This window comes from Xanthomonas sp. 3307 (assembly GCF_014199735.1).
Classification (GTDB): domain Bacteria; phylum Pseudomonadota; class Gammaproteobacteria; order Xanthomonadales; family Xanthomonadaceae; genus Xanthomonas_A; species Xanthomonas_A rydalmerensis.
Genome location: NZ_JACHOG010000011.1, coordinates 1 through 20082, shown reverse-complemented (window position 1 = coordinate 20082; position 20082 = coordinate 1). Strand labels below are relative to the sequence as shown.

At 67.9% G+C, this 20082-nt stretch carries 20 protein-coding genes; 17 read left to right on the top strand and 3 right to left on the bottom strand.

The window, feature by feature from the left end; genetic code table 11:
• The first annotated feature begins 61 nt into the window (after positions 1-61).
• The 5 genes from GGR64_RS19320 (at position 62) to GGR64_RS19300 (ending at position 4425) form a co-directional block, all read left to right on the top strand.
• A complete protein-coding gene (locus GGR64_RS19320) occupies positions 62-379 on the top strand; it encodes a DUF4156 domain-containing protein (protein ID WP_017907737.1) in 318 nt (105 codons plus the stop codon).
• Between the two features lie 102 nt (positions 380-481).
• Complete coding sequence (locus GGR64_RS19315) at positions 482-1498, top strand: 3-oxoacyl-ACP synthase III (protein WP_160964646.1); 1017 nt, start codon at positions 482-484, stop codon at positions 1496-1498.
• A gap of 104 nt (positions 1499-1602) precedes the next feature.
• The gene (locus tag GGR64_RS19310) at positions 1603-2697 is read left to right on the top strand and encodes a Fic family protein (protein ID WP_326520385.1); all 1095 of its coding nucleotides are present in this window, start codon (positions 1603-1605) and stop codon (positions 2695-2697) included.
• Between the two features lie 84 nt (positions 2698-2781).
• Positions 2782-3687 carry an alpha/beta fold hydrolase gene (locus GGR64_RS19305; RefSeq protein ID WP_184647865.1) on the top strand — a complete coding sequence of 302 codons (906 nt, stop codon included), beginning with the start codon at positions 2782-2784 and terminating at the stop codon, positions 3685-3687.
• Between the two features lie 258 nt (positions 3688-3945).
• Positions 3946-4425 carry a hypothetical protein gene (locus tag GGR64_RS19300; RefSeq protein WP_184647936.1) on the top strand — a complete coding sequence of 160 codons (480 nt, stop codon included), beginning with the start codon at positions 3946-3948 and terminating at the stop codon, positions 4423-4425.
• Positions 4426-4746: 321 nt separating this feature from the next.
• Here the strand turns inward: GGR64_RS19300 and GGR64_RS19295 are convergent, their stop codons facing one another.
• A complete protein-coding gene (locus GGR64_RS19295) occupies positions 4747-5121 on the bottom strand; it encodes a YkgJ family cysteine cluster protein (protein ID WP_184647863.1) in 375 nt (124 codons plus the stop codon).
• 145 nt (positions 5122-5266) lie between these two features.
• Here GGR64_RS19295 and oleC point away from each other — a divergent pair, with 145 nt between their 5' ends.
• Complete coding sequence (gene oleC, locus GGR64_RS19290; RefSeq protein ID WP_184647862.1) at positions 5267-6928, top strand: olefin beta-lactone synthetase; 1662 nt, start codon at positions 5267-5269, stop codon at positions 6926-6928.
• A 9-nt stretch (positions 6929-6937) separates the two neighbouring features.
• Positions 6938-8500 (top strand): winged helix-turn-helix transcriptional regulator, encoded by a 1563-nt coding sequence (locus GGR64_RS19285; RefSeq protein ID WP_184647860.1) that lies wholly within the window; start codon positions 6938-6940, stop codon positions 8498-8500.
• Here the strand turns inward: GGR64_RS19285 and GGR64_RS19280 are convergent.
• On the bottom strand, positions 8484-9608 hold the full coding sequence (locus GGR64_RS19280) for a serine hydrolase (protein ID WP_184647858.1): 1125 nt from the start codon (positions 9606-9608) through the stop codon (positions 8484-8486). The two genes, GGR64_RS19285 and GGR64_RS19280, sit on opposite strands and share 17 nt — an antisense overlap.
• Positions 9609-9803: 195 nt before the next feature.
• Between GGR64_RS19280 and oleD the strand changes: the two genes are divergently transcribed.
• The 8 genes from oleD to GGR64_RS19240 all read left to right on the top strand — a co-directional run bounded on the left by oleD (position 9804) and on the right by GGR64_RS19240 (position 17621).
• Complete coding sequence (oleD, locus tag GGR64_RS19275) at positions 9804-10814, top strand: 2-alkyl-3-oxoalkanoate reductase (protein WP_160964632.1); 1011 nt, start codon at positions 9804-9806, stop codon at positions 10812-10814.
• 62 nt (positions 10815-10876) lie between these two features.
• Positions 10877-11035 carry a DUF1328 domain-containing protein gene (locus GGR64_RS19270; RefSeq protein ID WP_003468167.1) on the top strand — a complete coding sequence of 53 codons (159 nt, stop codon included), beginning with the start codon at positions 10877-10879 and terminating at the stop codon, positions 11033-11035.
• 187 nt (positions 11036-11222) lie between these two features.
• On the top strand, positions 11223-13178 hold the full coding sequence (locus GGR64_RS19265) for a S9 family peptidase (protein ID WP_167087897.1): 1956 nt from the start codon (positions 11223-11225) through the stop codon (positions 13176-13178).
• A 79-nt stretch (positions 13179-13257) separates the two neighbouring features.
• Positions 13258-13890, top strand: coding sequence for an SCP2 sterol-binding domain-containing protein (locus tag GGR64_RS19260; RefSeq protein WP_184647856.1), 633 nt, complete (start codon positions 13258-13260; stop codon positions 13888-13890).
• Positions 13887-15545, top strand: coding sequence for a ubiquinone biosynthesis regulatory protein kinase UbiB (ubiB, locus tag GGR64_RS19255; protein ID WP_160964626.1), 1659 nt, complete (start codon positions 13887-13889; stop codon positions 15543-15545). Before GGR64_RS19260 ends, ubiB begins: the two co-directional genes overlap by 4 nt.
• Positions 15530-16147 carry a class I SAM-dependent methyltransferase gene (locus tag GGR64_RS19250; protein WP_326520384.1) on the top strand — a complete coding sequence of 206 codons (618 nt, stop codon included), beginning with the start codon at positions 15530-15532 and terminating at the stop codon, positions 16145-16147. The genes ubiB and GGR64_RS19250 overlap by 16 nt, the downstream gene beginning before the upstream one ends.
• A gap of 186 nt (positions 16148-16333) precedes the next feature.
• Entirely contained in the window at positions 16334-17119 is a 786-nt protein-coding gene (locus tag GGR64_RS19245; RefSeq protein WP_184647852.1) for a pseudouridine synthase, read from the top strand.
• A 172-nt stretch (positions 17120-17291) separates the two neighbouring features.
• Positions 17292-17621, top strand: a complete 330-nt coding sequence (locus GGR64_RS19240) for a hypothetical protein (protein ID WP_184647850.1) — start codon at positions 17292-17294, stop codon at positions 17619-17621.
• A gap of 188 nt (positions 17622-17809) precedes the next feature.
• On the opposite strand, the gene GGR64_RS19235 is transcribed toward GGR64_RS19240, so the two are convergent.
• Positions 17810-18334 carry a DUF2059 domain-containing protein gene (locus tag GGR64_RS19235; RefSeq protein WP_160964624.1) on the bottom strand — a complete coding sequence of 175 codons (525 nt, stop codon included), beginning with the start codon at positions 18332-18334 and terminating at the stop codon, positions 17810-17812.
• 164 nt (positions 18335-18498) lie between these two features.
• On the opposite strand from GGR64_RS19235, the gene arfB reads away from it, so the two are divergent.
• Both arfB and GGR64_RS19225 read left to right on the top strand, forming a co-directional pair.
• Positions 18499-18930, top strand: coding sequence for an alternative ribosome rescue aminoacyl-tRNA hydrolase ArfB (arfB, locus tag GGR64_RS19230; protein ID WP_160964622.1), 432 nt, complete (start codon positions 18499-18501; stop codon positions 18928-18930).
• A 51-nt stretch (positions 18931-18981) separates the two neighbouring features.
• Positions 18982-19536: a lysophospholipid acyltransferase family protein gene (locus tag GGR64_RS19225; RefSeq protein ID WP_160964809.1), complete on the top strand. Its 555-nt coding sequence runs from the start codon at positions 18982-18984 to the stop codon at positions 19534-19536.
• Positions 19537-20082: the final 546 nt, after the last annotated feature.

The window sequence follows — 20082 nt, the reverse complement described above, 5'->3', positions numbered from 1 at the left end:
TGTCATGGCGGATTCAGCGTTTTGCGGCACAATCCGGATTCACCTGCCAACGGGCTTGTCCATGCGTCTACCGATCGCTTTCGTCCTGCTCGCCACGCTCGCCGGCTGCACCTGGGTACCGATGGCGCCAGAGGGCAAGGGCGTGCGGGTCCTGCCTCCGGGGCAGGCGGCCAGCGGCTGCGAGAAGCGCGGCGAGGTGGTGGTGTCGGTGAAGAGCAGCGTCGGCTTCTACCAGCGCAACCCGCTGCGGGTGCGCGAGGAGCTGGAGACCCTGGCCCGCAACGAGGCGCCCGGCGTGGGCGCCAACACCGTGCAGGCGATGGGCGACCCGGTCGACGGCGACCAGCGCTTCACCGCCTACCAGTGTGGCGGTCGCTGAACCGCTCAGACCATACGCTTTTCGGGGATTTGTTAAAGATGCGGTAAAACGGTGTAACCGCTAGAATTGGCGCCCCCTCGCCTGACCCTGGCGTACACCTCGATGCTTTTCACCAACGTCTCGATCGCGGGACTGGCGCATATCGACGCGCCGCATACGCTGACCTCCAAGCAGATCAATGCGCGCCTGCAGCCGACCTTGGACCGGCTGCGGATCCGCGCCGACGTGCTCGGCGACATCGCCGGCGTCCACGCGCGGCGCATGTGGGACCAGGACCTGCAGGCTTCGGACGTGGCCACGCTGGCGGCGCGCAAGGCGATGGGCGATGCGGGCATCGAGGCCGGACAGGTCGGGCTGCTGGTCAATACCTCGGTCAGCCGCGATTACCTGGAGCCGTCCACCGCCAGCATCGTCGCCGGCAATCTGGGCGTGAGCGAGCAGTGCATGACCTTCGACGTCGCCAACGCCTGCCTCGCCTTCATCAACGGCATGGACATCGCGGCGCGGATGATCGAGCGTGGCGAGATCGACTATGCGATGGTGGTCGATGGCGAGACCGCCAACCTGGTGTACGAGAAGACCCTGGAGCGGATGGCCTCGCAGGACCTGACCGCCGACGCCTTCCGCGACGAAATGGCGACCCTGACCCTGGGCTGCGGTGCCGTGGCGATGGTGATGACGCGTACCGAGCTGGCACCGGATGCGCCGCGCTACCGCGGCGGCGTGACCCGCTCGGCCACGCAGTGGAACGCCCTGTGCCGGGGCAACATGGACCGCATGGTCACCGACACCCGGATGCTGCTGATCGAAGGCCTCAAGCTGGGCCAGAAGACCTTCGCCGCCGCGCGGCAGGCGCTGGGCTGGGCGGTGGACGAACTGGACCAGTTCGTCATCCACCAGGTCAGCCTTCCGCACACCAAGGCCTTCATGAAGAGCTTCGGCATCGACCAGAAGAAGGTCATGACCATCTTCGGCGAATACGGCAACATCGGCCCGGCCAGCGTGCCGATCGTGCTGAGCAAGCTGCGCGAGCTGGGCCGCCTGAAGAAGGGCGACCGGATCGCGCTGATGGGCATCGGCTCGGGCCTGAACTGCTCGATGGCCGAGGTGGTCTGGTAAGCGGAACAGGCCCTGCGGCGTTCGCGACGCAAACATGCATAATTTCTGCCTGAAATTATGCATGTCGATGCGGAAATACATCTAAACTCCGCTTTTCTTTGCATGTGGCGGCCGCGATGCCCCTCTCCGCCTTACAGCAGCTGGATCCGGCCCGCTTCGACACCACGGCGATTCTGAAGCGACTCACGATCGCCAGCCGCAGTCTGGCGGAGCTGAAAGGCGTCGCAGCCAGCATTCCGAATCAGAACATCCTGATCAACACGCTGACCCTGCAGGAAGCGCGCGACAGTTCGGCGATCGAAAACATCGTCACCACCCAGGACGACCTGTATCGCGAAGACAATCCGGCCGATGCCACCGGCACTGCGATCAAGGAAGTGTTGCGCTATCGGCAAGCACTGCGCGCGGGATTCGATCAGGTGCGGGTATCGGGGTTGCTGACCCTCAATACGATCGTCGGCATCCAGGAACAGCTCGAATGCAACCGCGCGGGTTTCCGCAGACTTCCGGGAACGGCATTGCGCGACGGGTTGGGACGTGTGGTCTACGAACCGCCGCAAGGCGCCGACGATGTCGTCCGCCTGATGGGTGAACTGGAGCGCTTCATCCACGATGCGCCGCCGTTCGCGGCGGATCCGCTAGTGAAGATGGCGCTGATCCATCACCAGTTCGAAAGCATCCATCCGTTCTACGACGGCAATGGCCGCAGCGGGCGCATCCTCAACGTGCTGTACCTGGTCAAGGAGCGCCTGCTCGACATTCCCGTGCTGTACCTCAGCCGGCACATCGTCCGCACCAAGCCCGAGTACTACCGCCTGCTGCAGGCGGTGCGCGAAGACGATGCCTGGGAAGACTGGGTGCTGTACATGCTCGATGCCGTCGCCATCACCGCTGCCGAGACGGTCGCCACCATCGTCGCGATCAAGACGCTGTTGCAGGATACCAAGCAGCGTGTTCGCGAAAACTACCGGTTCTACAGCCAGGACCTGATCAACAATTTGTTCAACCATCCGTACACGCGCGTGGAGTTCGTGCAGCGCGACCTGAGCGTCTCGCGTCTGACCGCAACCAAGTATCTCGATGTCCTCGCACAGGACGGGGTGCTGCAGAAGCGACGGGTCGGCCGCAACAACTATTATGTAAATCTCCCCCTGTTCGAATTGCTCGGGCGCGGCGCCGATACAACGGGCTCCCGCTGAAGCGTCACGGCGCCTTCGTCATTGGCGTAGGCGCCGCGAGCGATGCAACATCCACTTCGTCTCCATCCCGAGAAGCGCCGACGCATGAACTACCCCGGCTACCCCTTCACCCCGCAGCGCTTCCAGGTCCGCCCGGGGCTGCATATGTCCTATCTCGACGAGGGCCCGCGCGACGGCGAGGTGGTGCTGATGCTGCACGGCAATCCGTCGTGGAGCTATCTGTGGCGCACCTTGGTGAGCGGGTTGTCGGACCGCTACCGCTGCATCGTGCCCGACCACATCGGCATGGGCCTGTCGGACAAGCCGGACGATGCGCCGGGCGCGCGGCCTGGCTACGACTACACCCTGCAATCGCGCGTGGACGATCTGGATGCGCTGCTGCGGCATCTGCGCATCGACGGGCCGTTGACGCTGGCGGTGCACGACTGGGGCGGCATGATCGGCTTCGGCTGGGCGCTGTCGCACCATGCGCAGGTGCGGCGCCTGGTCATCACCAATACCGCGGCATTCCCGCTGCCGGCGGCCAAGCCGATGCCGTGGCAGATCGCAATGGGCCGGCATTGGCGCCTGGGCGAGTGGTTCATCCGCACCTTCAATGCGTTCTCCTCGGGCGCGTCGTGGCTGGGCGTGTCGCGGCGCATGCCCGCCGACGTGCGTCGCGCCTACGTGGCGCCGTACGACAGCTGGGCCAACCGCATTTCCACCATCCGCTTCATGCAGGACATTCCGCTGTCGCCGGCGGACAAGGCGTGGTCGTTGCTGGCGCGAGCCGAGCAGGCGCTGCCATCGTTTGCCGATCGTCCCGCCTTCATCGGCTGGGGCCTGCGCGACATCTGCTTCGACCATCATTTCCTGGAGGGCTTCCGCCGCGCGCTGCCGCAGGCCGAGGTGATGGCGTTCGAAGATGCCAACCACTACGTGCTGGAAGACAAGCACGAGGTGCTGGTGCCGGCAATCCGCCGCTTCCTGGACGCGCATCCGCTGTCCTGAGCGCACTCGCCGGCATGATGCCGGCGTGCAGTGGTGCGCCGCATCGGTTCGCAGGCCGCGAGGGAGGGGCATTGCGGCGAAGTGGCGTGAGACGGCTCCGCCGCTGCGCCGCGGATCGTCTACACCGGCGCACGCAAAGTGTTACCGATTGCCGTGCTGCAACATTGTGGGCTGTGTACAGTCGCCGCCGATGTGCGCGGCGCGGCGAAGCGAACGCTGCACGCAATCCAACCGGAGACGAGAGTGAAAGCGATGACGATGGCGATGGCGATGCTGCTGATGGCGATGAGCGTGCCTGGCGCGCAGGCGGAAGACCTGACCACGTCCGCAGACGGCAAGACGCTGACGGTGGGATTCGGCCAGCCCACCTGGAAGCAGGTGCTGCACTACCGCAAGCTGTACGACAAGAAGCCGTTCCCCGATGCGGAGATCTACTACTACAGCAACGGCATGTACAAGATCATTTCGCAGGGCGAGAACCACTACGGCGTATACGTGCTGCAGGGCAGCTTCGACGACCAGACCTATACGGTCCGTTTCATCTCGTTGCCGTCCGAGGACTGGGGCAACAAGACCGCCTTCCACCAGTTGACCTTCATCCGCGGCGAGGACAAGAACGTCTTCATCCAGAACGCGATCGTCGACACCGGCGAGGCCATCGCCCAACAGAACGGCACCTACACCCTGGAAAAGAACACCGTGACCAATCCGGTGCCGACCGCCTGGAAGCATCGCTGAGCCGATGCGGCGTGTGGGCGCACCTGCGCCACACCGTTCGCCGGATGCCGGCAGGCTGGGCGTTTGTACGGGTTTCCGTAGGAGTCAACTGTCATGCAGTCGCGAGGAGCGAAGGCGAAAGCCGACTGACACCCGCCGTCGTCGGGACTGAAGTCCCTCCCACAGTGCAGTCCTCCGACAAGGCGAGTGCCGCACCTGTGGGAGCGGCTGTCGTCCCGTTTTGCGGGATCAGCTGCGACTGGCGTTGCGGGTCACGCCCGGTCGCGGCTGAAGCCACTCCCACGGCATCCCTGCCCCCTGCCGTGCTTGCGGCGCCGTCGCTCAGGCGTCCGGCAGATTGCGTTCGACCACGCCGTCCCAGTCGGCCGGGGTCAGCAGCGGCAGCCCGTGCGCCAGCCGCGACTTGTCGCATTGCGCGCTGCGTTCGCCGAACTCCAGCGAGGCCGGCACCGCCGCGCAGACCGACGGCCGCCGCTCGTGGATGCTGCAGCGGCTGTAGCGGCCGATGTCCGCGTCCAGGGCGATGCAGCGCGGCTGCGCCTGCGAGGTGCCGCGCATCACCCGCTCGTGGGTGCGCAATGGCTCGGTCAGCTCGAACGGGACCCTGCCGCCCAGCGAGGGATCGGCTTCGCTCCAGTGGAAACTGACGCGGAAGTAGGCGCAGCAGGCGCCGCAGGTGAGGCAGGGATGGGACATGGCGGCCGGGCCTTGCGCGGCGAACAGCGTGGGGGGCGCGGCATTCTGACCGAACCGCAGCGCGCTGCAAGCACTGCGGCATTCAGCCGCGGCCGCCGCGGGCGGGCTGTCCGCTGCGGCCCGGCGCATCGGCGATAATCGGCGCATGACCACGACCTGCAACATCGCGGCCACGCTGCCGCGGCTGGCGCGCGAGCGCCCGGACCAGATCGCCATGCGCTGCCCCGGCCGACCCGGCCCCGGTGGCATGGCCGCCTACGACGTGACCCTGAGCTATGCGCAATTGGACGCGCGCAGCGATGCCATCGCCGCCGGCCTGGGCGCCTACGGCATCGGCCGCGGCACCCGCACGGTGGTGATGGTGCGGCCGTCGCCGGAGTTCTTCCTGCTGATGTTCGCGCTGTTCAAGGCCGGCGCGGTGCCGGTGCTGGTCGATCCGGGCATCGACCGGCGCGCGCTCAAGCAATGCCTGGACGAGGCGCAGCCGGAGGCCTTCATCGGCATTCCGCTGGCGCAGCTGGCGCGGCGCCTGCTCGGCTGGGCGCGCTCGGCGAAACGGATCGTCACCGTCGGCCGGCGCTGGGCCTGGGGCGGCACCACGCTGGCGCGGATCGAGCGCGCCGGCCAGGGCGCCGGCAGCCAGCTGGCCGACACGGCCGCGGACGACGTCGCCGCGATCCTGTTCACCAGCGGCTCCACCGGCGTGCCCAAGGGCGTGGTCTACCGGCACCGCCATTTCGTCGGCCAGATCGAGTTGATGCGCAATGCCTTCGACATGCAGCCCGGCGGCATCGACCTGCCGACCTTCCCGCCGTTCGCGTTGTTCGACCCGGCGCTGGGGCTGACCTCGGTGATCCCGGACATGGACCCGACGCGTCCGGCCAAGGTCGACCCGCGCAAGCTGCACGATGCGATGCAGCGTTTCGGCGTGACCCAGCTGTTCGGCTCGCCGGCACTGATGCGGGTGCTGGCCGACTACGGCAAGCCCTTGACCAACGTGCGCTGCGCCACCTCGGCCGGTGCGCCGGTGCCGCCGGACGTGGTGGCGCGGATCCGCAGTCTGCTGCCGGAGGATGGCAAGTTCTGGACGCCCTACGGCGCCACCGAGTGTCTGCCGGTGGCGGTGATCGAGGGCCGCGCGCTGCAGGACACGCGCGCGGCCACCGAGAGCGGCGCCGGCACCTGCGTCGGTACCGTGGTGCCGCCCAACGAGGTGCGCATCATCGCCATCGACGATGCCGCCATTCCCGAGTGGAGCGACGTGCGCGAAGTGCCGGCGGGCACGGTCGGCGAGATCACCGTGGCCGGCCCGACTGCCACCGACACCTATTTCAACCGCGACGCGGCCACGCGGCTGGCCAAGATCCGCGAGCGCCTGGACGATGGCAGCGAACGCATCGTGCACCGCATGGGCGACGTCGGCTATTTCGACGCGCAGGGCCGGCTGTGGTTCTGCGGGCGCAAGACCCAGCGCGTGGAGACCGCGCAGGGGCCGTTGTACACCGAACAGGTGGAGCCGATCTTCAATGCGTTGCCGGGCATCGGCCGCACCGCCCTGGTCGGCATCGGCGAGCCGGGGCGACAGCGCCCGGTGCTGTGCTACGAGTTGGGCGACAACGCCTGGATGGCGAGCCAACTGGAACTGGACGATCTGCTCCAGCAACTACGCGATACCGCCGCCGCGCACGCGCACACGGCCGGCATCGTCGACTTCCTGAGCCACCCGGGCTTTCCGGTGGACATCCGCCACAACGCCAAGATCGGCCGCGAGAAGTTGGCGCTGTGGGCGGCGGAACAGGTGCGCTGAGGCGCGACGATGGCCGAGCGCTACCGGCTGGGCGATCTGCGCATCGACGCGGCGCGGCAGCGGGTCGAGCGCGATGGTGAAGTCCTGGAGGTGGGCGGGCTGAGTTTTCGCCTGCTGCATTACCTGCTGCAGCAGGGTCAGCGCGTGGTGGGGTTCGATGAACTTATCGCGCAGGTGTGGGCGCCGGCGCTGGTCAACGAGGAGACCGTCACCCAGCGCGTGCGCCTGCTGCGCCAGGCGTTGGGCGATGCCTCGCGGCAACCGCGCTATCTGCGCTCGGTGCGCGGCCAGGGGTATCAGCTGTGCCTCCCGGTACAGCCCGACGCCGATCCGGTTCCTGCCGACGCCGTACCCGCACCGCGGCCGATGTGGCGCAGGCGTGGCGTCTGGACGATCGCGGCCGGTGCGGTGGCGATCGCCTCGGCATTGGTCGTATCGCGCTGGCAGGCAGCCGTGCCAACGCCGGCCGCGTCGCCGTTGTTGCAGCGCGCCGAGTACTACGCCGGCATCGGCCAGCGCGACAACAACACGCGTGCGATCGCGCTGTACCAGCAGCGCCTGCAGCAGGCACCGGACGAGGCGGCAGCCCTGATTGGCCTGAGCCGCGCCTACAGTGCGCGCGTCTGCCAATACGACGGCGACCAGCAGGTCGCATTGCGCGCGCAGCGGTTGGCGACGCAGGTACTCGCGGCGCATCCGCGTCTGGCCGCCGCGCATGCCGCGCTCGGCTATGCGTACGATTGCCGCGGCGACAACGCCGCGGCGCTGGCCGCCTATGAGCGCGCGTTGCAACTGGACCCGCAGGCCGATGCCGTGCGTGGCTCGGCGGCCTATCTGTACGAACGCCAGGGCCGCCTGGCGCAAGCGCTTGCGGCCAACCTGCAGGTGCGCGATCCGGCGCGGGTGCGCTTCCTGCCGCTGCAGATCGCCAGCAACCTCGACCTGCTGGGCTACGTCAGCGCCGCAGAAGCGCGCTACCGCGACAGTTTCCAGCTCTATCCCGACAGCGCGTATTCCAATCTGGCGTGGCCGCGCTTCCTGTTCGTGCATGGCCGCACGGCCGATGCGCAGGCTACGCTGGATCAGGCGCTGGGGCGTGGCACCGACTCCGCCGGACTGTTCCTGCTGCAGGCGGAGGTGGCGCTGGCGCGTGGCGACCCCGCGCGGGCACGCCAGGCGAGCCTGCAGGCCATGCGTCTGCGCCCGCAAGGCAGTTTTGCCCAGGCCGTGTCCTGGACGCTGCAGGCGCAACCGCCGCTCCCGGCGCCGCAGCTGCGGGCGCGGGCGCAGACCTTGCTGGACGCCGTGGCGCGCGGCACCGACCCGCTGGATGCGCTGGATGCGGCGCTGCTGCTGCAGTTGGCCGGCGACCGGCCGGCGGCGCTGGACGCGCTGCGTCGGGCCCAGGCCGCGGGCTATCGCGACGGTGCCTACCTGCGGGTGTCGCCGCTGCTGGCACCGCTGCGCGCGGAGCCGGGTTTCGCGGCGTTGCTGGCGCGCAACGAGGCCGATGTCGCCGCGCAACGGGTACAGGCGCAGCGTGCCGGACTGGTGCCTACGGCAATGCCGTGAGCACGTAGTCGGCGAGCAGCGCCTGCGATTGCGGGTGCATCTGCGGGCGGTTGTAGGCACGCCGGGTGATCACCACCACCAGGCGTTCCTCCGGCAGCACGAACACATAGTTGCCGCCGTTGCCCGACATCGCCCAGACCCCGCGTTCGACGCCGTGGGCCTGGAAGCGGAAGCGCCACAACAGGTAGCTGTAGTCGGCATCGTCGCGGGCCTGCGCATGCACTTGGGTCATCGCCCGGATCCATGCGGCCGGCAGCACTTGCGTGCCGTGCCAGCGGCCGTCGTCAAGCAGCAACTGGCCGAACTTGGCCAGGTCGCGGCTGCGGTAGCGGGTGCCGCCACCGCCCATGCCCACGCCCTCGGCGGCGTGCAGCCAGTGCGCACCGACGATACCCAGCGGCCGCTCCAGGACCTGCGCGGCGAAGTCCTCCAGACGCTGCCCGGTGGCCTTCTCGAGCAGCGCGCCGAGCAGGAAGCTGCCGGCGGTACAGTAAGAGAAGGCGCGTCCATATGGACTCTCCTCGGGGCGGCGCATCCACGGTGCATAGCCCTTGAGCGGCAGGTCCAGTGCGAACTGCGTCCAGTCGGCACTGACGTACATGCGTTCCTCGTGGCCGCTGGAGAAGGCGTTGTCGTCGTCGCACTCCCATTGCGAACTCATCGTCAGCAGGTCTTCGACGGTGATCGCGCGCTTGCGCGGCGCATCGTGCTGCCACTGGCGGTCGCCGAAGACGTCGTAGACGTGGGTCTGCACGCCGGGCAGACGGCCGCGCGCGATCGCCGCGCCGACCAGCAGCGCGGTCACGCTCTTGGTCGCCGAGCGGGTGTCGTGCAAGGTCTGCCGGTCGGCCCCACCGAAGTAGTGCTCGTAGACCAAGGCGCCGTCGCGCACGATCAGCACGCTGGTGGTGTCCGGCGCCGCGCCATCGGCGATGGCGCGTTCCATGGCGGCAAGCCGGTCCAGCTTCCAGCCGCTGGCGGCGGCGTCGGCGACCGGCCAGCCGTCGTCCTGCGCCGGCGGTGTGGTCGCGGCCGCTGGTGCGGCGGCGCAAGCAAACGGAACGATGAGGGAGAAGATGGCGCACAGCAGCAGTGGCAGGCGTGACATGGCGGAACTCCGGTGGAAAGGCCGGTGCACTTACGCCCATGGCATCGCTGAAGTGCCTGATGCCAGACTTAAGAATTCTGAAGGTCAGTCGGATCAAGGGCTTGCACGGCTTGTGTCGCCGGCGTCGTCATCGCGGATCGCCTTCACCGGCGGCCCCGGCTATCGTGTGCGCCCTGGTTCGATCGGTGCGACGCGATGAAGATTGTGGTGACGGGCGGTGGTGGATTCCTGGGCCAGGCGCTGTGCCGCGGGCTGGTCGCGCGGGGGCACGAGGTGGTCAGTTACAACCGCGGCCACTATCCGGAATTGCAGGCGTTGGGTGTGGCACAGGTGCGGGGCGACCTGGTCGACGCGCAGGCGCTGCAACATGCGCTGGCCGGCGCCGATGCGGTGTTCCACAACGCCGCCAAGGCCGGCGCCTGGGGCAGCTACGACAGTTACTACCAGCCCAACGTGGTCGGCACCGAGAACGTGCTGGCTGCCTGCCGTATGCAGGGCGTGTCGCGCCTGGTCTACACCTCCACGCCGAGCGTGACCCACCGCGCCACCCATCCGGTCGAGGGCCTGGGCGCGGACCAGGTGCCCTACGGCGAGAATTTCCAGGCGCCGTACGCGGCGACCAAGGCGATCGCCGAGCGCATGGTGCTGGCCGCCAACGACGCGCAGTTGGCGGTGGTGGCGCTGCGCCCGCGGCTGATCTGGGGCCCGGGCGACAATCAGATCCTGCCCAAGCTGGTGGCGCGGGCGCAGGCCGGGCGTGTGCGCCTGGTCGGTGGCGGCGACAACAAGGTCGATTCCACCTACATCGACAATGCCGCGCAGGCGCATTTCGACGCCTTCGAGCACCTGGCGGTAGGGGCGCCCTGTGCCGGCAAGGCCTACTTCATTTCCAACGGCGAGCCGTTGCCGATGCGCGAGCTGCTCAACAAGCTGCTCGCCGCGGTCGGCGCGCCGGTCGTGACCAAGACGCTCTCGTTCAAGGCCGCCTACCGCATCGGCGCCACCTGCGAAACCCTGTGGCCGTTGCTGCGCCTGCGCGGCGAGCCGCCGCTGACGCGGTTCCTGGCCGAGCAGCTGTGCACGCCGCACTGGTACAGCATGGAACCGGCCCGACGCGACTTCGGTTACGTGCCGCAGGTGTCGATCGAGCAGGGCCTGCAGCGGCTGGCGTCCTCATGGCGCAACGACACGTCCGTCACCCGCTGACGACCGCTGGTTTCCGAAGATGATGCCGCGCCGATTCGGCACGACAACTTCTGGATATTGCCATGCTGCATTACGCCATCATCTTCTTCGTGATCGCCATCATCGCCGCCGTGCTCGGTTTCAGCGGCATCGCCGGCGCGGCGACCAACATCGCCTGGATCCTGTTCGTGGTGTTCCTGATCCTGGCGGTGATCTCGATGTTCCGCCGCGGCAAGGTGTAGTCCTTTCGCGACAATCGAACGTCGATGCTTGCCCGCGGCGCTTTGCGTCGCGGGCAAGTCGTTTCTGGGGCAGGGCGCCGCGATGGCGCTGGCTGACCGCACGCCGGGCCGCTTAGTGGCGCTGCGGGCTAGACGTTTCGCCTGACGCTTGTCACCATCCTCCGCTCAGGGGACAGGGGCGGATCGAATGCGAGCGTGGATCGTATGGGCAGGCCTTGCGCTTGCGGGGAGCGCGTGCGCGCAGGTGCCGCCGGTGGACCTGGCGCCATACCTGCAGCGCGATCAGTTCGAACGGGTCAAGATCTCGCCGACCGGTGCCTACTACGCCGTCACCGCGCCGCTCGAGGACCGCACCGTGCTGGCGGTCATACGACGCAGCGACAAGCAGGTCTCGGCCAAGATCATGGGCCAGGCCGATTCGGTGGTGCACGATTTCTGGTGGGCCAGCAACGAGCGCATCGTGGTATCGATGGCCGAGCGCCTGGGCGCGCTCGACCGGCCGGTGGCGATCGGTCAGCTGCATGCGGTCGACGCCGACGGCAAGAATCCGCGCTTGCTGGCCAGCCCCTACGGGCTCAACGACAGCGTCAATGGCGTCACCTACAAGGCCGGCCTGGATCCGTCGGTGTTCATGCTCGACACCTTGCCGGACGATCCGCGCTCGGTCCTGGTGTCGGTGGTGGAGCAGACCAAGGATCCCACCGTGCATGTGGACAAGCTCGACATCTACAACCACCGGCGCATGCCGGTGGCGCGCGCACCGGTGGCACGCGCGGACTTCGTCACCGACCACGGCGGCCACGTGCGCTTCGCGCAGGGTGCCGAGACCGGCAGCAACGCCAGTAAACTGTTCTACCGCAGCGACGACGCCAGCCCATGGCGGCTGATCAACGACGAGGCCAGCAGCGGACATCGCAGTTTCCCGCTGGGCTTTTCCGCGGACGACAAGATCGCCTACCTGCAGGTAGAGCAGGCCGAAGGACCCGATACGGTCGTGTCCTGGGATCCGCAAAGCGACCGCTCCACACCGCTGTTGCGCGACGCACGAGTCGATCCCTACCAGGTGCTGCGCGACCTGGACGGCCGTACCCCGATCGGCGTGTCGTTTATGAGCGACCGCGTGCACAACCGCTTCTTCGACGACAACGCACCGACGGCACGGCTGTACCGCGCGCTGGAGCAGGCCTTCAACGGCGATGCGGTGTTCATCACCTCCGCCACCGCCGATCGGCGCCTGCTGATGCTCTATGTGTGGAGCGATCGCAACAACGGCGATTACTTCCTGTTCGACACCGCGGACAAGTCGGCAAAGCGGGTGTTCAGCCGTCGCGAATGGTTCGAGCCGGATAGGGTGCCGCACACCCGCGAGGTCGCCTTCAAGGCCAGGGATGGCATGGACCTGTACGGCTATCTGACACTGCCGTTGCAGGCGCCGGCCGGCAAACCACTGCCGATGGTGCTGTTGCCGCATGGCGGACCGTTCGGTCTCTTCGATGGCTGGGAATTCGACGACGATGCGCAGGTGCTGGCCGCGGCCGGGTACGCGGTCTTGCGGGTGAACTACCGCGGCTCCGGCAACTATGGTCGAGCCTATACCCAGGCAGGCGCCCGGGAATGGGGCGGGCGCATGCAGGACGATCTCACTGATGCCACCCGCTGGGCGATCGATCAGGGCATCGCCGACAGCGCCCGCATCTGCATCTACGGCGCCAGCTACGGGGCCTATGCTGCGCTGATGGGGGCGGCGAAGGAGCCGGCGCTGTACCGCTGCGCGGCCGGTTACGTCGGCGTCTACGACCTGGAGACCATGTACCGCGACAAGGCCAGGTATGCGCGCTGGACCAAGGCCTGGGCGGGCGATTGGCTGGGCGAACGCGACAGTTTGGCGACGCGTTCGCCGGTCAACCTGGCCGAACGTATCCGCGTGCCGGTGTTTCTGGCCGCTGGCGGCAAGGACGAACGTGCCCCGATCGAACATACCGAGCGGATGGAGAAGGCATTGAAGAAGGCCGGGGTGCCAGTAGAGGCGCTGTATGTCCCCACCGAGGGTCATGGCTTCTACACCGAGGCGCATCGGCGCGCCTACTACACGCAGTTGCTGGCGTTCCTGAGCAAGCACCTGGGCGGCGCGCAGGCGCAATAGCGGCGAGCGGCGGCCTGGGTGGGGCATCTGTCTCGCCCTGCGCACGGCCTTGCGACGTGTCTGCCGCTAGAATGCGGGCATGTCTGGATCCCCCCTCGATGCTCTCAAGCCCCTGGCCGGCCGCGCGCTGGAAGCGGCGCTCAATCGCGCGCTGGCGCTGGACCCGGAAACCGGCGAGGCCCTGCGCGACCTCGATGGCCAGCGCGTTGCGCTGACCCTGGAGGCGCCCGTACTGGCCCTGCAGATCCGCGTCGATGGCTCGCAGTTGCGGGTCGGCCCGGTGGATCCGGCGCAGGAGCCGGAACTGGCGGTGCGCAGCACGCTCGGCGGGCTGCTCGCGCAGTTGCCGTTCCTGGCGCAGGCGCGGCGTACCGGCGGACGCGTGCGGGTCTCTGGCGATGCCGAACTGGCGCGACGCCTGCAGCACCTGGCGACGCGCTTCGATCCGGACTGGCAGCGGCCGTTCGTGCAGGTGTTCGGCGAGGTGCTCGGCGTGCAGGTGGCCAACACCGCGCGTTCGGCCCTGCAGCAGGCCCGGCGCAGTGCGCAGGACCTTGCGCAGAGTGCGGCCGAGTACGTCACCGAAGAGTCGCGTGACGTGGTCGCGCGCGCCGAACTGGAGGCCTTCTACGACGACGTGGACGTGCTGCGCGACGATGTCGAGCGCATCGCCGCGCGGGTGGCGCGGCTGCAGCCGGAGCGTGGCGCATGAAGGCGATGTTCCGCGCCAGCCGCATCGGCCGGGTGATCCTGCGCTACCGCCTGGACGACCTGCTCGACGGCACCCCGGCCGAACGCTGGTTGCGTCTGGCCAAACCCTTCGTGCCGCGCGCCAGCCCCGACATCGCCGCGCAATCGCGTGGGGCGCGCCTGCGCCTGGCGCTGCAGGACCTGGGGCCGATCTTCGTCAAGTTCGGGCAGATCCTGTCCACCCGCCGCGACCTGATGCCGCCGGACGTGGCCGAGGAACTGACCCTGCTGCAGGACCGGGTGCGGCCGTTCGACGGCGAGGCCGCGCGGCGCATCGTCGAGCAGGCGCTGGGGCAGCCGATCGGCGTCGCCTTCGCCAGTTTCGACACCACGCCGCTTGCCTCGGCTTCGATCGCGCAGGTGCATGCGGCGACGCTGCACGACGGCCGCGAAGTGGTGGTCAAGGTACTGCGCCCGGACATCGAGCGGCAGATCGACGCCGACATCGCCTTGCTGAAATCGGCCGCCGCGCTGGTCGAACGCACCCATCCGCGCGCCGACAAGATCCGCCCGCGCGAGGTGGTGGCCGAGATCGAGACCACTCTGGCCGCGGAGTTGGACCTGCAGCGCGAGGGCGCCAACGCCAGCGTGCTGCGCCGCTTCTGGCTGCACTCGGACGACCTGTACGTGCCCGAGGTGATCTGGACCCACACGGCCGAGCGCGCGCTGACCCTGGAACGGGTGCGCGGCATCCCCTCCGACGACATCGCCTCGCTGGATGCCGCCGGCATCGACCGCCGCGCGCTGGCGGCCAAGGGTGTGCGGGTGTTCTACACCCAGGTGTTCCGCGACAACTTCTTCCATGCCGATGCGCACGCCGGCAACATCTGGGTCGACAGCGACCCGGCGCGCCGCGACAACCCGCGCTTCATCGCGCTGGACTTCGGCATCATGGGCCAGCTCTCCCAGGAAGATCAGTACTACCTGGCCGAGAACTTCATGGCCATCTTCAATAAGGACTACCGGCGCATGGCCGAGCTGCACGTGGAGGCCGGCTGGATGCCGGCCAACGTGCGCATCGACGAGCTGGAGGCGGCGGCGCGTTCGGTGTGCGAGCCGTACTTCACCCGGCCACTGTCGCAGATCTCGCTGGCCGAGGTGCTGATCAAACTGTTCCGCGTGGCCCAGCGTTACCAGCTGACTCTGCAGCCGCAGCTGATCCTGCTGCAGAAGACCCTGCTCAACATCGAAGGCGTCGGCCGCCAGCTCGACCCGGAACTGGACATCTGGGCGGTGGCGCGGCCGGTGCTCGAGCGCATCCTGATCGAGCGCTACAGCCCGCAGCGGGCGCTGCACGAGCTGCGCAAGCGCCTGCCGGAGATCATGACCCACGCCCCGGACATGCCGCGGCTGATCCACGGCTGGCTGCGCCAGCAGGTCGAGGGCCGGCACGAGCTGTCGATGCGCTCGCGCGACCTGTTCGAACTCAACCTGCTGGTGCGGCGCATGCAGCGGCGGGTGGTCGCGGCGATCGCCGGCGTCGGCCTGCTCACCGTGGCCACGCTGCTGTACGCGCTCGACGCCGGCGGGCCGCAGTTGGCCGGGGTGTCGCTGTGGGCGTGGATCAGCGGTGGTGCCGGCACGGCGGCCTTGCTGTCGGCGTGGTGGCGGCGCTGAGCATGGGCGGGCTCGATCGCGCGCGGCTGCATGCGGTGCGCGCCGAACTCGGTGCGGAAGGTCCGCGTCACGATGCCGGCCAGGCCGAGCGCGCGCAGCGTCTGCTCAACATCACCCCGGAGACGGGCGAACTGCTGGCGGTGCTGATTCGCGCCAGCGGCGCGCGGCGCGTCCTGGAGATCGGCACCTCCAATGGCTATTCCACGCTGTGGCTGGCCGAGGCCGCGGCGGCCCTGGGCGGCAGCGTGGTCACCGTGGAGCACGCCGCGCACAAGATCGCGCTGGCGCAGCGCAGCTTCGCCCGTGCCGGCGTGGAAGGTTGCGTCGACCTGGTCCACGCCGATGCCGGCGTCTGGCTGGCGGACACGGGGTCGGCCGCGTTCGACCTGCTGTTCCTGGACGCCGAGCGCACGCTGTATTGCGACTGGTGGCCGCAGTTGCGTCGCGTGTTGCGGCCGGGCGGGCTGTTGGTCGTGGACAACGCGCTGTCGCATGCGGCGGAGATGGCACCCTTCGCCGCGCTGCTCCACGCCGATGCCGCGTTCACCTGCACCACGCTGCCGGTCGGCAACGGCGAACTGCTGGCAGTCAAGGACGCGTAGGCGTCCCGCGGCGGCGTTGCGGACGTGCGGCGTGCATCGCCGGGTCACGCAACTGGATGCACAAACTGCAGCCAGGTTGTCATCCGAGCAATGAGCGCCGTGTCGTGAGCGGCATCGTGGGGGCATGGCGTCGGACGCTGCCGCTCATCGCCACCTGCCACCTGCATGCGCGCCGCATTCCCTGCCATGCGCATTGTCGCGCCGCGGCACGGCGCGGATAATCCGGTGGTGAATACCGACGCCGCGCCTCTACAGATCCTCTACCAAGACCCATTGCTCGCCGTGGTCGACAAGCCCGCCGGGCTGATGGTCCACGACAGCAAGCTCGCCCGCGGCGAGGACGATTTCCTCGCCGACCGCCTGCGTGCGCAGCTGGGCCGGCCGATCTTTCTGGTGCACCGACTCGACCGCGCCACCAGCGGCTGCCTGCTGCTGGCCTTCGATCGCGACACCGCCAGCGCACTGGGCAAGGCGCTGATGGGCGGCGAAGTGGACAAGGATTATCTGGCGATCTGCCGCGGCTGGCCGGCCGAAGACCGCTTCGACGTCGACCACGACCTCGACGGCGGCCCCGGCAAGCCGCTGAAGAAACCGGCGCAGACCCGCTTCGAGCGCCTGGCCTGCGGCGAGTTGCAGGTACCCTCGGGCGAGTTCGCCACCTCGCGTTATGCGCTACTGCGCTGCAGCCCGGTGACCGGACGCTTCCGGCAGATCCGCCGCCACCTCAAGCATCTCTCGCATCACCTGATCGGCGACACCAGCCATGGCGATGGTCGCCACAACCGCATCTTCCGCATGCAGGGCGTGCACCGCATGCTGCTGCATGCCGAGCGCCTGGCGTTTCCGCATCCCGATGGGCATCGGATTGTGGTCACTGCGCCGCTGGATACGGAGTTCGTGCGCGCGTTCGGGTTGTTCGGTTGGGATCCTGCGCCGTGGCAGGTGGCTGTGGGATGTGGTGTGGCGGGGTAGCACCGCTCCCTCCATGAGGCTGTTGCTGTGGCAAGGTGCCGTCACTGGGGTGATCTGTTCGAGGCTGATCTTTTATATGCACAGTGCCAAAGCGTCCGCAGCGGGATGGCGGCGAAGCTCGGTTTCGTTTATCTTGATAAACTTAATTCCGTAGTTTTCTCAGGGGGATAATATGTGGAATAAGGTTCGTTTGGTTCTTGCTGTCTCGATTATTTCCATGCTGCCGTTTTCTGCATCGGCAGGAGATGCGTCGGGAAAAGTGTCAACGATCATGGCGCACTCTCAGGATGTCGTATTTTTCTCCCTCGATGGGCCCTACACGAACGTGCCCGCATGCTCCAGCACGGCATTGGCGTTGTCATTGGCGACCCAGTCCGGAAGAGCTCAGTACGCACTGCTGCTAAGCGCTTCCGCACAAGGCAAGGTGGTCTACGTGCATGGAACCGGCGATTGTGCTGTATGGGGCGATCGTGAAACGGCCGCATATATCTGGATGAACTGACATGCTGCGTTATCCGGCCGGATATTGCGGGCCGCGAACTATTGATCGTGCTGGTAGCAATGATGGAAAGCTACCGTGTATGCCTGAGCAATGAGCTGTAGGAGCGGCTTTAGCCGCGACCAGGCGTTCCCGATGCATCCCGGTCGCGGCTGAAGCCGCTCCTACGACAGCGCAAAATCGATGCCGCCTTACTTCGCCGGCGGCGCGTTGACCGTCTGCTCCAGGTCCTTCTGCAGGTCGGCGAACAGCGGGGTCATCTTCTGCTGGATCGCGCCCATCAGGTTTTGCATCAGCTGCGGGGTCTTGTCGAGCAGGCTCTGGCCGGCCGGGCTCTCGTAGAACTCGGCCATCGCCAGCACGTCCTGCTTGGAGAAGGTCTGCTTGTACAGGTCGACGTAGAGCGGGCGCATTTCCTGCCAGGACAGCGCCTTGCGCACGGTGGCCTGGGTGCGCTCCTGGATCTGCTGCAGCTTTTGCTGCTGGGTGGCGTCGAGCGGGTGCTGTGCGGTGAGCTGGGCGAACTGCTGGCGCTGCATCGCCTCGATCTGCGGCAGCATGGTGTCGAGCATGTTCTGCGCACGCGAGGCCGACAGCAGGCGGTTGACGTCGGCCTCGCTGGGCGGTTCGGCCAGCGCGGGGAGGGCGACCAGGGCCAGCAACAGGGCCAGCAGCAGGCGCTGCGGCCAACGGAAGAAGCGTGGAGTCGGGGACATGGAGCATCCTGCAGAACGATGACCGGCGGCCAGAATACGGCAATCGCCGCGATGCCGCCGCCGCACCGCGGGCGGCGCTGCGGGGTGGCATTCGCGCCCTGGCCCGTTCAGGCAGCGCCGGGGCGTAAACCGGGCGGTCCGGCGGATGCCCTACAATCCGCGCCATGGGTAACGGGGCCATCCACATCTCGAGCAGCCTGGCGATTCCGGAAGACGAAATCGTCGAGCGCTTCGTGCGCGCCAGCGGCGCCGGCGGGCAGAACGTCAACAAGGTCGCCACCGCGGTCGAGTTGCGCTTCGACCTGGCCGGCTCGCCGTCGTTGCCGGAGCCGCTGCGCGCGCGTCTGCTGGCGCGGCGCGATCGCCGCATCACCGCCGACGGTGTGCTGGTGATCGATGCGCAGCGCTTCCGTACCCAGGACCGCAACCGCGACGATGCGCGCCAGCGCCTGGCCGAGTTCATCGCCGCCGGGCTGTCGGTGCCGAAGCGGCGCATCGCCACCAAACCCTCGCACGGCGCCAAGTTGCGACGCCTGGACGCCAAGCGCGAGCGCAGCCAGATCAAACGCGGCCGCTCGCCCGGCCGCTGGGAGTGACTTTTGACCGAACGCGATTACCGCCTGCCCGCAGCGCCCCCGAACATCCCGATGGTCAAGCCCAGCCGCTTCATGCGCTGGCTCGGCCGCACCGCCTTGCGGCTGACAGGCTGGCGGGTGGTGGGCGAGTTCCCGAACGAGCCGAAGCTGGTGATGATCGTGGCCCCGCATTCGTCCAATTGGGACGGCTTCGTGGGCTTCGCGGTCAAGTTCGCGGTCGGCTTCGAGGTGCGCGTACTCGGCAAGACCCAGTTGTTCTGGTGGCCGCTGGGGCCGCTGCTGCGCAAGCTTGGCGGCATCCCGCTGGACCGCAATTCGCCGCGCGGGGTGGTGGAACAGGCCGTGGCGCTGATCCGCGGCGCCGAGCGCATGTGGTACGTGATCACCCCCGAGGGCACGCGCAAGCGCGTGGAGAAGTGGAAGACCGGCTTCTGGAAGATTGCCCACGGCGCGCAGGTGCCGATTTTTCCGGTGTACTTCGACTACCCCAGCCGTACCATCGGCCTCGGCGAAGTGGTATGGACCAGCGAGGACATGCAGGCCGACATCGCCGCGATCCGCACCTGGTACCGGCCGTGGCGCGGCAAGCATCGCGATACGTTGTGAGGATGGGCGGCGCTTGAGGGCTGCGCCGACCCGCCGTTGCACCCAACGGCGCCACCCGCTGTCGTAGGAGCGGCTTCAGCCGCGACCGGGCATCGGGAAAGCTTCGGTCGCGGCTGAAGCCGCTCCTACAAAAAAAGCGCGTCGTACTTCATCGTCGATCCTGTACGACGCCTCAGCCATGGTCGAGGTTTCAGTCGTGATCGGCTTTCCCGGTCGTCCGGTCGCGGCTGAAGCCGCTCCTACAGGCAGCGGATCGTGAGTCCTTGTGGGAGGGACTTCAGTCCCGACGACGGACGGTGTCAGTCCGCGTTCGGTTTCGCGCGTCGCGACGGAATTCGCTCCCACAGGGAGCCTGCGTTGCATCGATGCTGCATTGCAGGGCCGGTGGAAATGCGCTGGACATGGTGCCTGCCTGCAAAGGTCAGGTGTCTGTTGTAGATACCGTCTTACGCCCTAGCAGGCAAGGCCCCTTTTCGGGTCGAACGCGGTGCCCGATTTGAGGACGCCATAGGCGAGGTGCAGGAGCTTGCGCATGGCGGCGCACAC

Coding starts and splice junctions, on each gene's coding strand:
- GGR64_RS19320 (WP_017907737.1), top strand. CDS start 62: ATGCGTCTACCGATCGCTTTCGTCCTGCTCGCCACGCTCGCCGGCTGC.
- GGR64_RS19315 (WP_160964646.1), top strand. CDS start 482: ATGCTTTTCACCAACGTCTCGATCGCGGGACTGGCGCATATCGACGCG.
- GGR64_RS19305 (WP_184647865.1), top strand. CDS start 2,782: ATGAACTACCCCGGCTACCCCTTCACCCCGCAGCGCTTCCAGGTCCGC.
- GGR64_RS19300 (WP_184647936.1), top strand. CDS start 3,946: ATGGCGATGGCGATGCTGCTGATGGCGATGAGCGTGCCTGGCGCGCAG.
- GGR64_RS19295 (WP_184647863.1), bottom strand. CDS start 5,121: ATGTCCCATCCCTGCCTCACCTGCGGCGCCTGCTGCGCCTACTTCCGC.
- oleC (WP_184647862.1), top strand. CDS start 5,267: ATGACCACGACCTGCAACATCGCGGCCACGCTGCCGCGGCTGGCGCGC.
- GGR64_RS19285 (WP_184647860.1), top strand. CDS start 6,938: ATGGCCGAGCGCTACCGGCTGGGCGATCTGCGCATCGACGCGGCGCGG.
- GGR64_RS19280 (WP_184647858.1), bottom strand. CDS start 9,608: ATGTCACGCCTGCCACTGCTGCTGTGCGCCATCTTCTCCCTCATCGTT.
- oleD (WP_160964632.1), top strand. CDS start 9,804: ATGAAGATTGTGGTGACGGGCGGTGGTGGATTCCTGGGCCAGGCGCTG.
- GGR64_RS19270 (WP_003468167.1), top strand. CDS start 10,877: ATGCTGCATTACGCCATCATCTTCTTCGTGATCGCCATCATCGCCGCC.
- GGR64_RS19265 (WP_167087897.1), top strand. CDS start 11,223: ATGCGAGCGTGGATCGTATGGGCAGGCCTTGCGCTTGCGGGGAGCGCG.
- GGR64_RS19260 (WP_184647856.1), top strand. CDS start 13,258: ATGTCTGGATCCCCCCTCGATGCTCTCAAGCCCCTGGCCGGCCGCGCG.
- ubiB (WP_160964626.1), top strand. CDS start 13,887: ATGAAGGCGATGTTCCGCGCCAGCCGCATCGGCCGGGTGATCCTGCGC.
- GGR64_RS19245 (WP_184647852.1), top strand. CDS start 16,334: ATGCGCATTGTCGCGCCGCGGCACGGCGCGGATAATCCGGTGGTGAAT.
- GGR64_RS19240 (WP_184647850.1), top strand. CDS start 17,292: ATGTGGAATAAGGTTCGTTTGGTTCTTGCTGTCTCGATTATTTCCATG.
- GGR64_RS19235 (WP_160964624.1), bottom strand. CDS start 18,334: ATGTCCCCGACTCCACGCTTCTTCCGTTGGCCGCAGCGCCTGCTGCTG.
- arfB (WP_160964622.1), top strand. CDS start 18,499: ATGGGTAACGGGGCCATCCACATCTCGAGCAGCCTGGCGATTCCGGAA.
- GGR64_RS19225 (WP_160964809.1), top strand. CDS start 18,982: ATGGTCAAGCCCAGCCGCTTCATGCGCTGGCTCGGCCGCACCGCCTTG.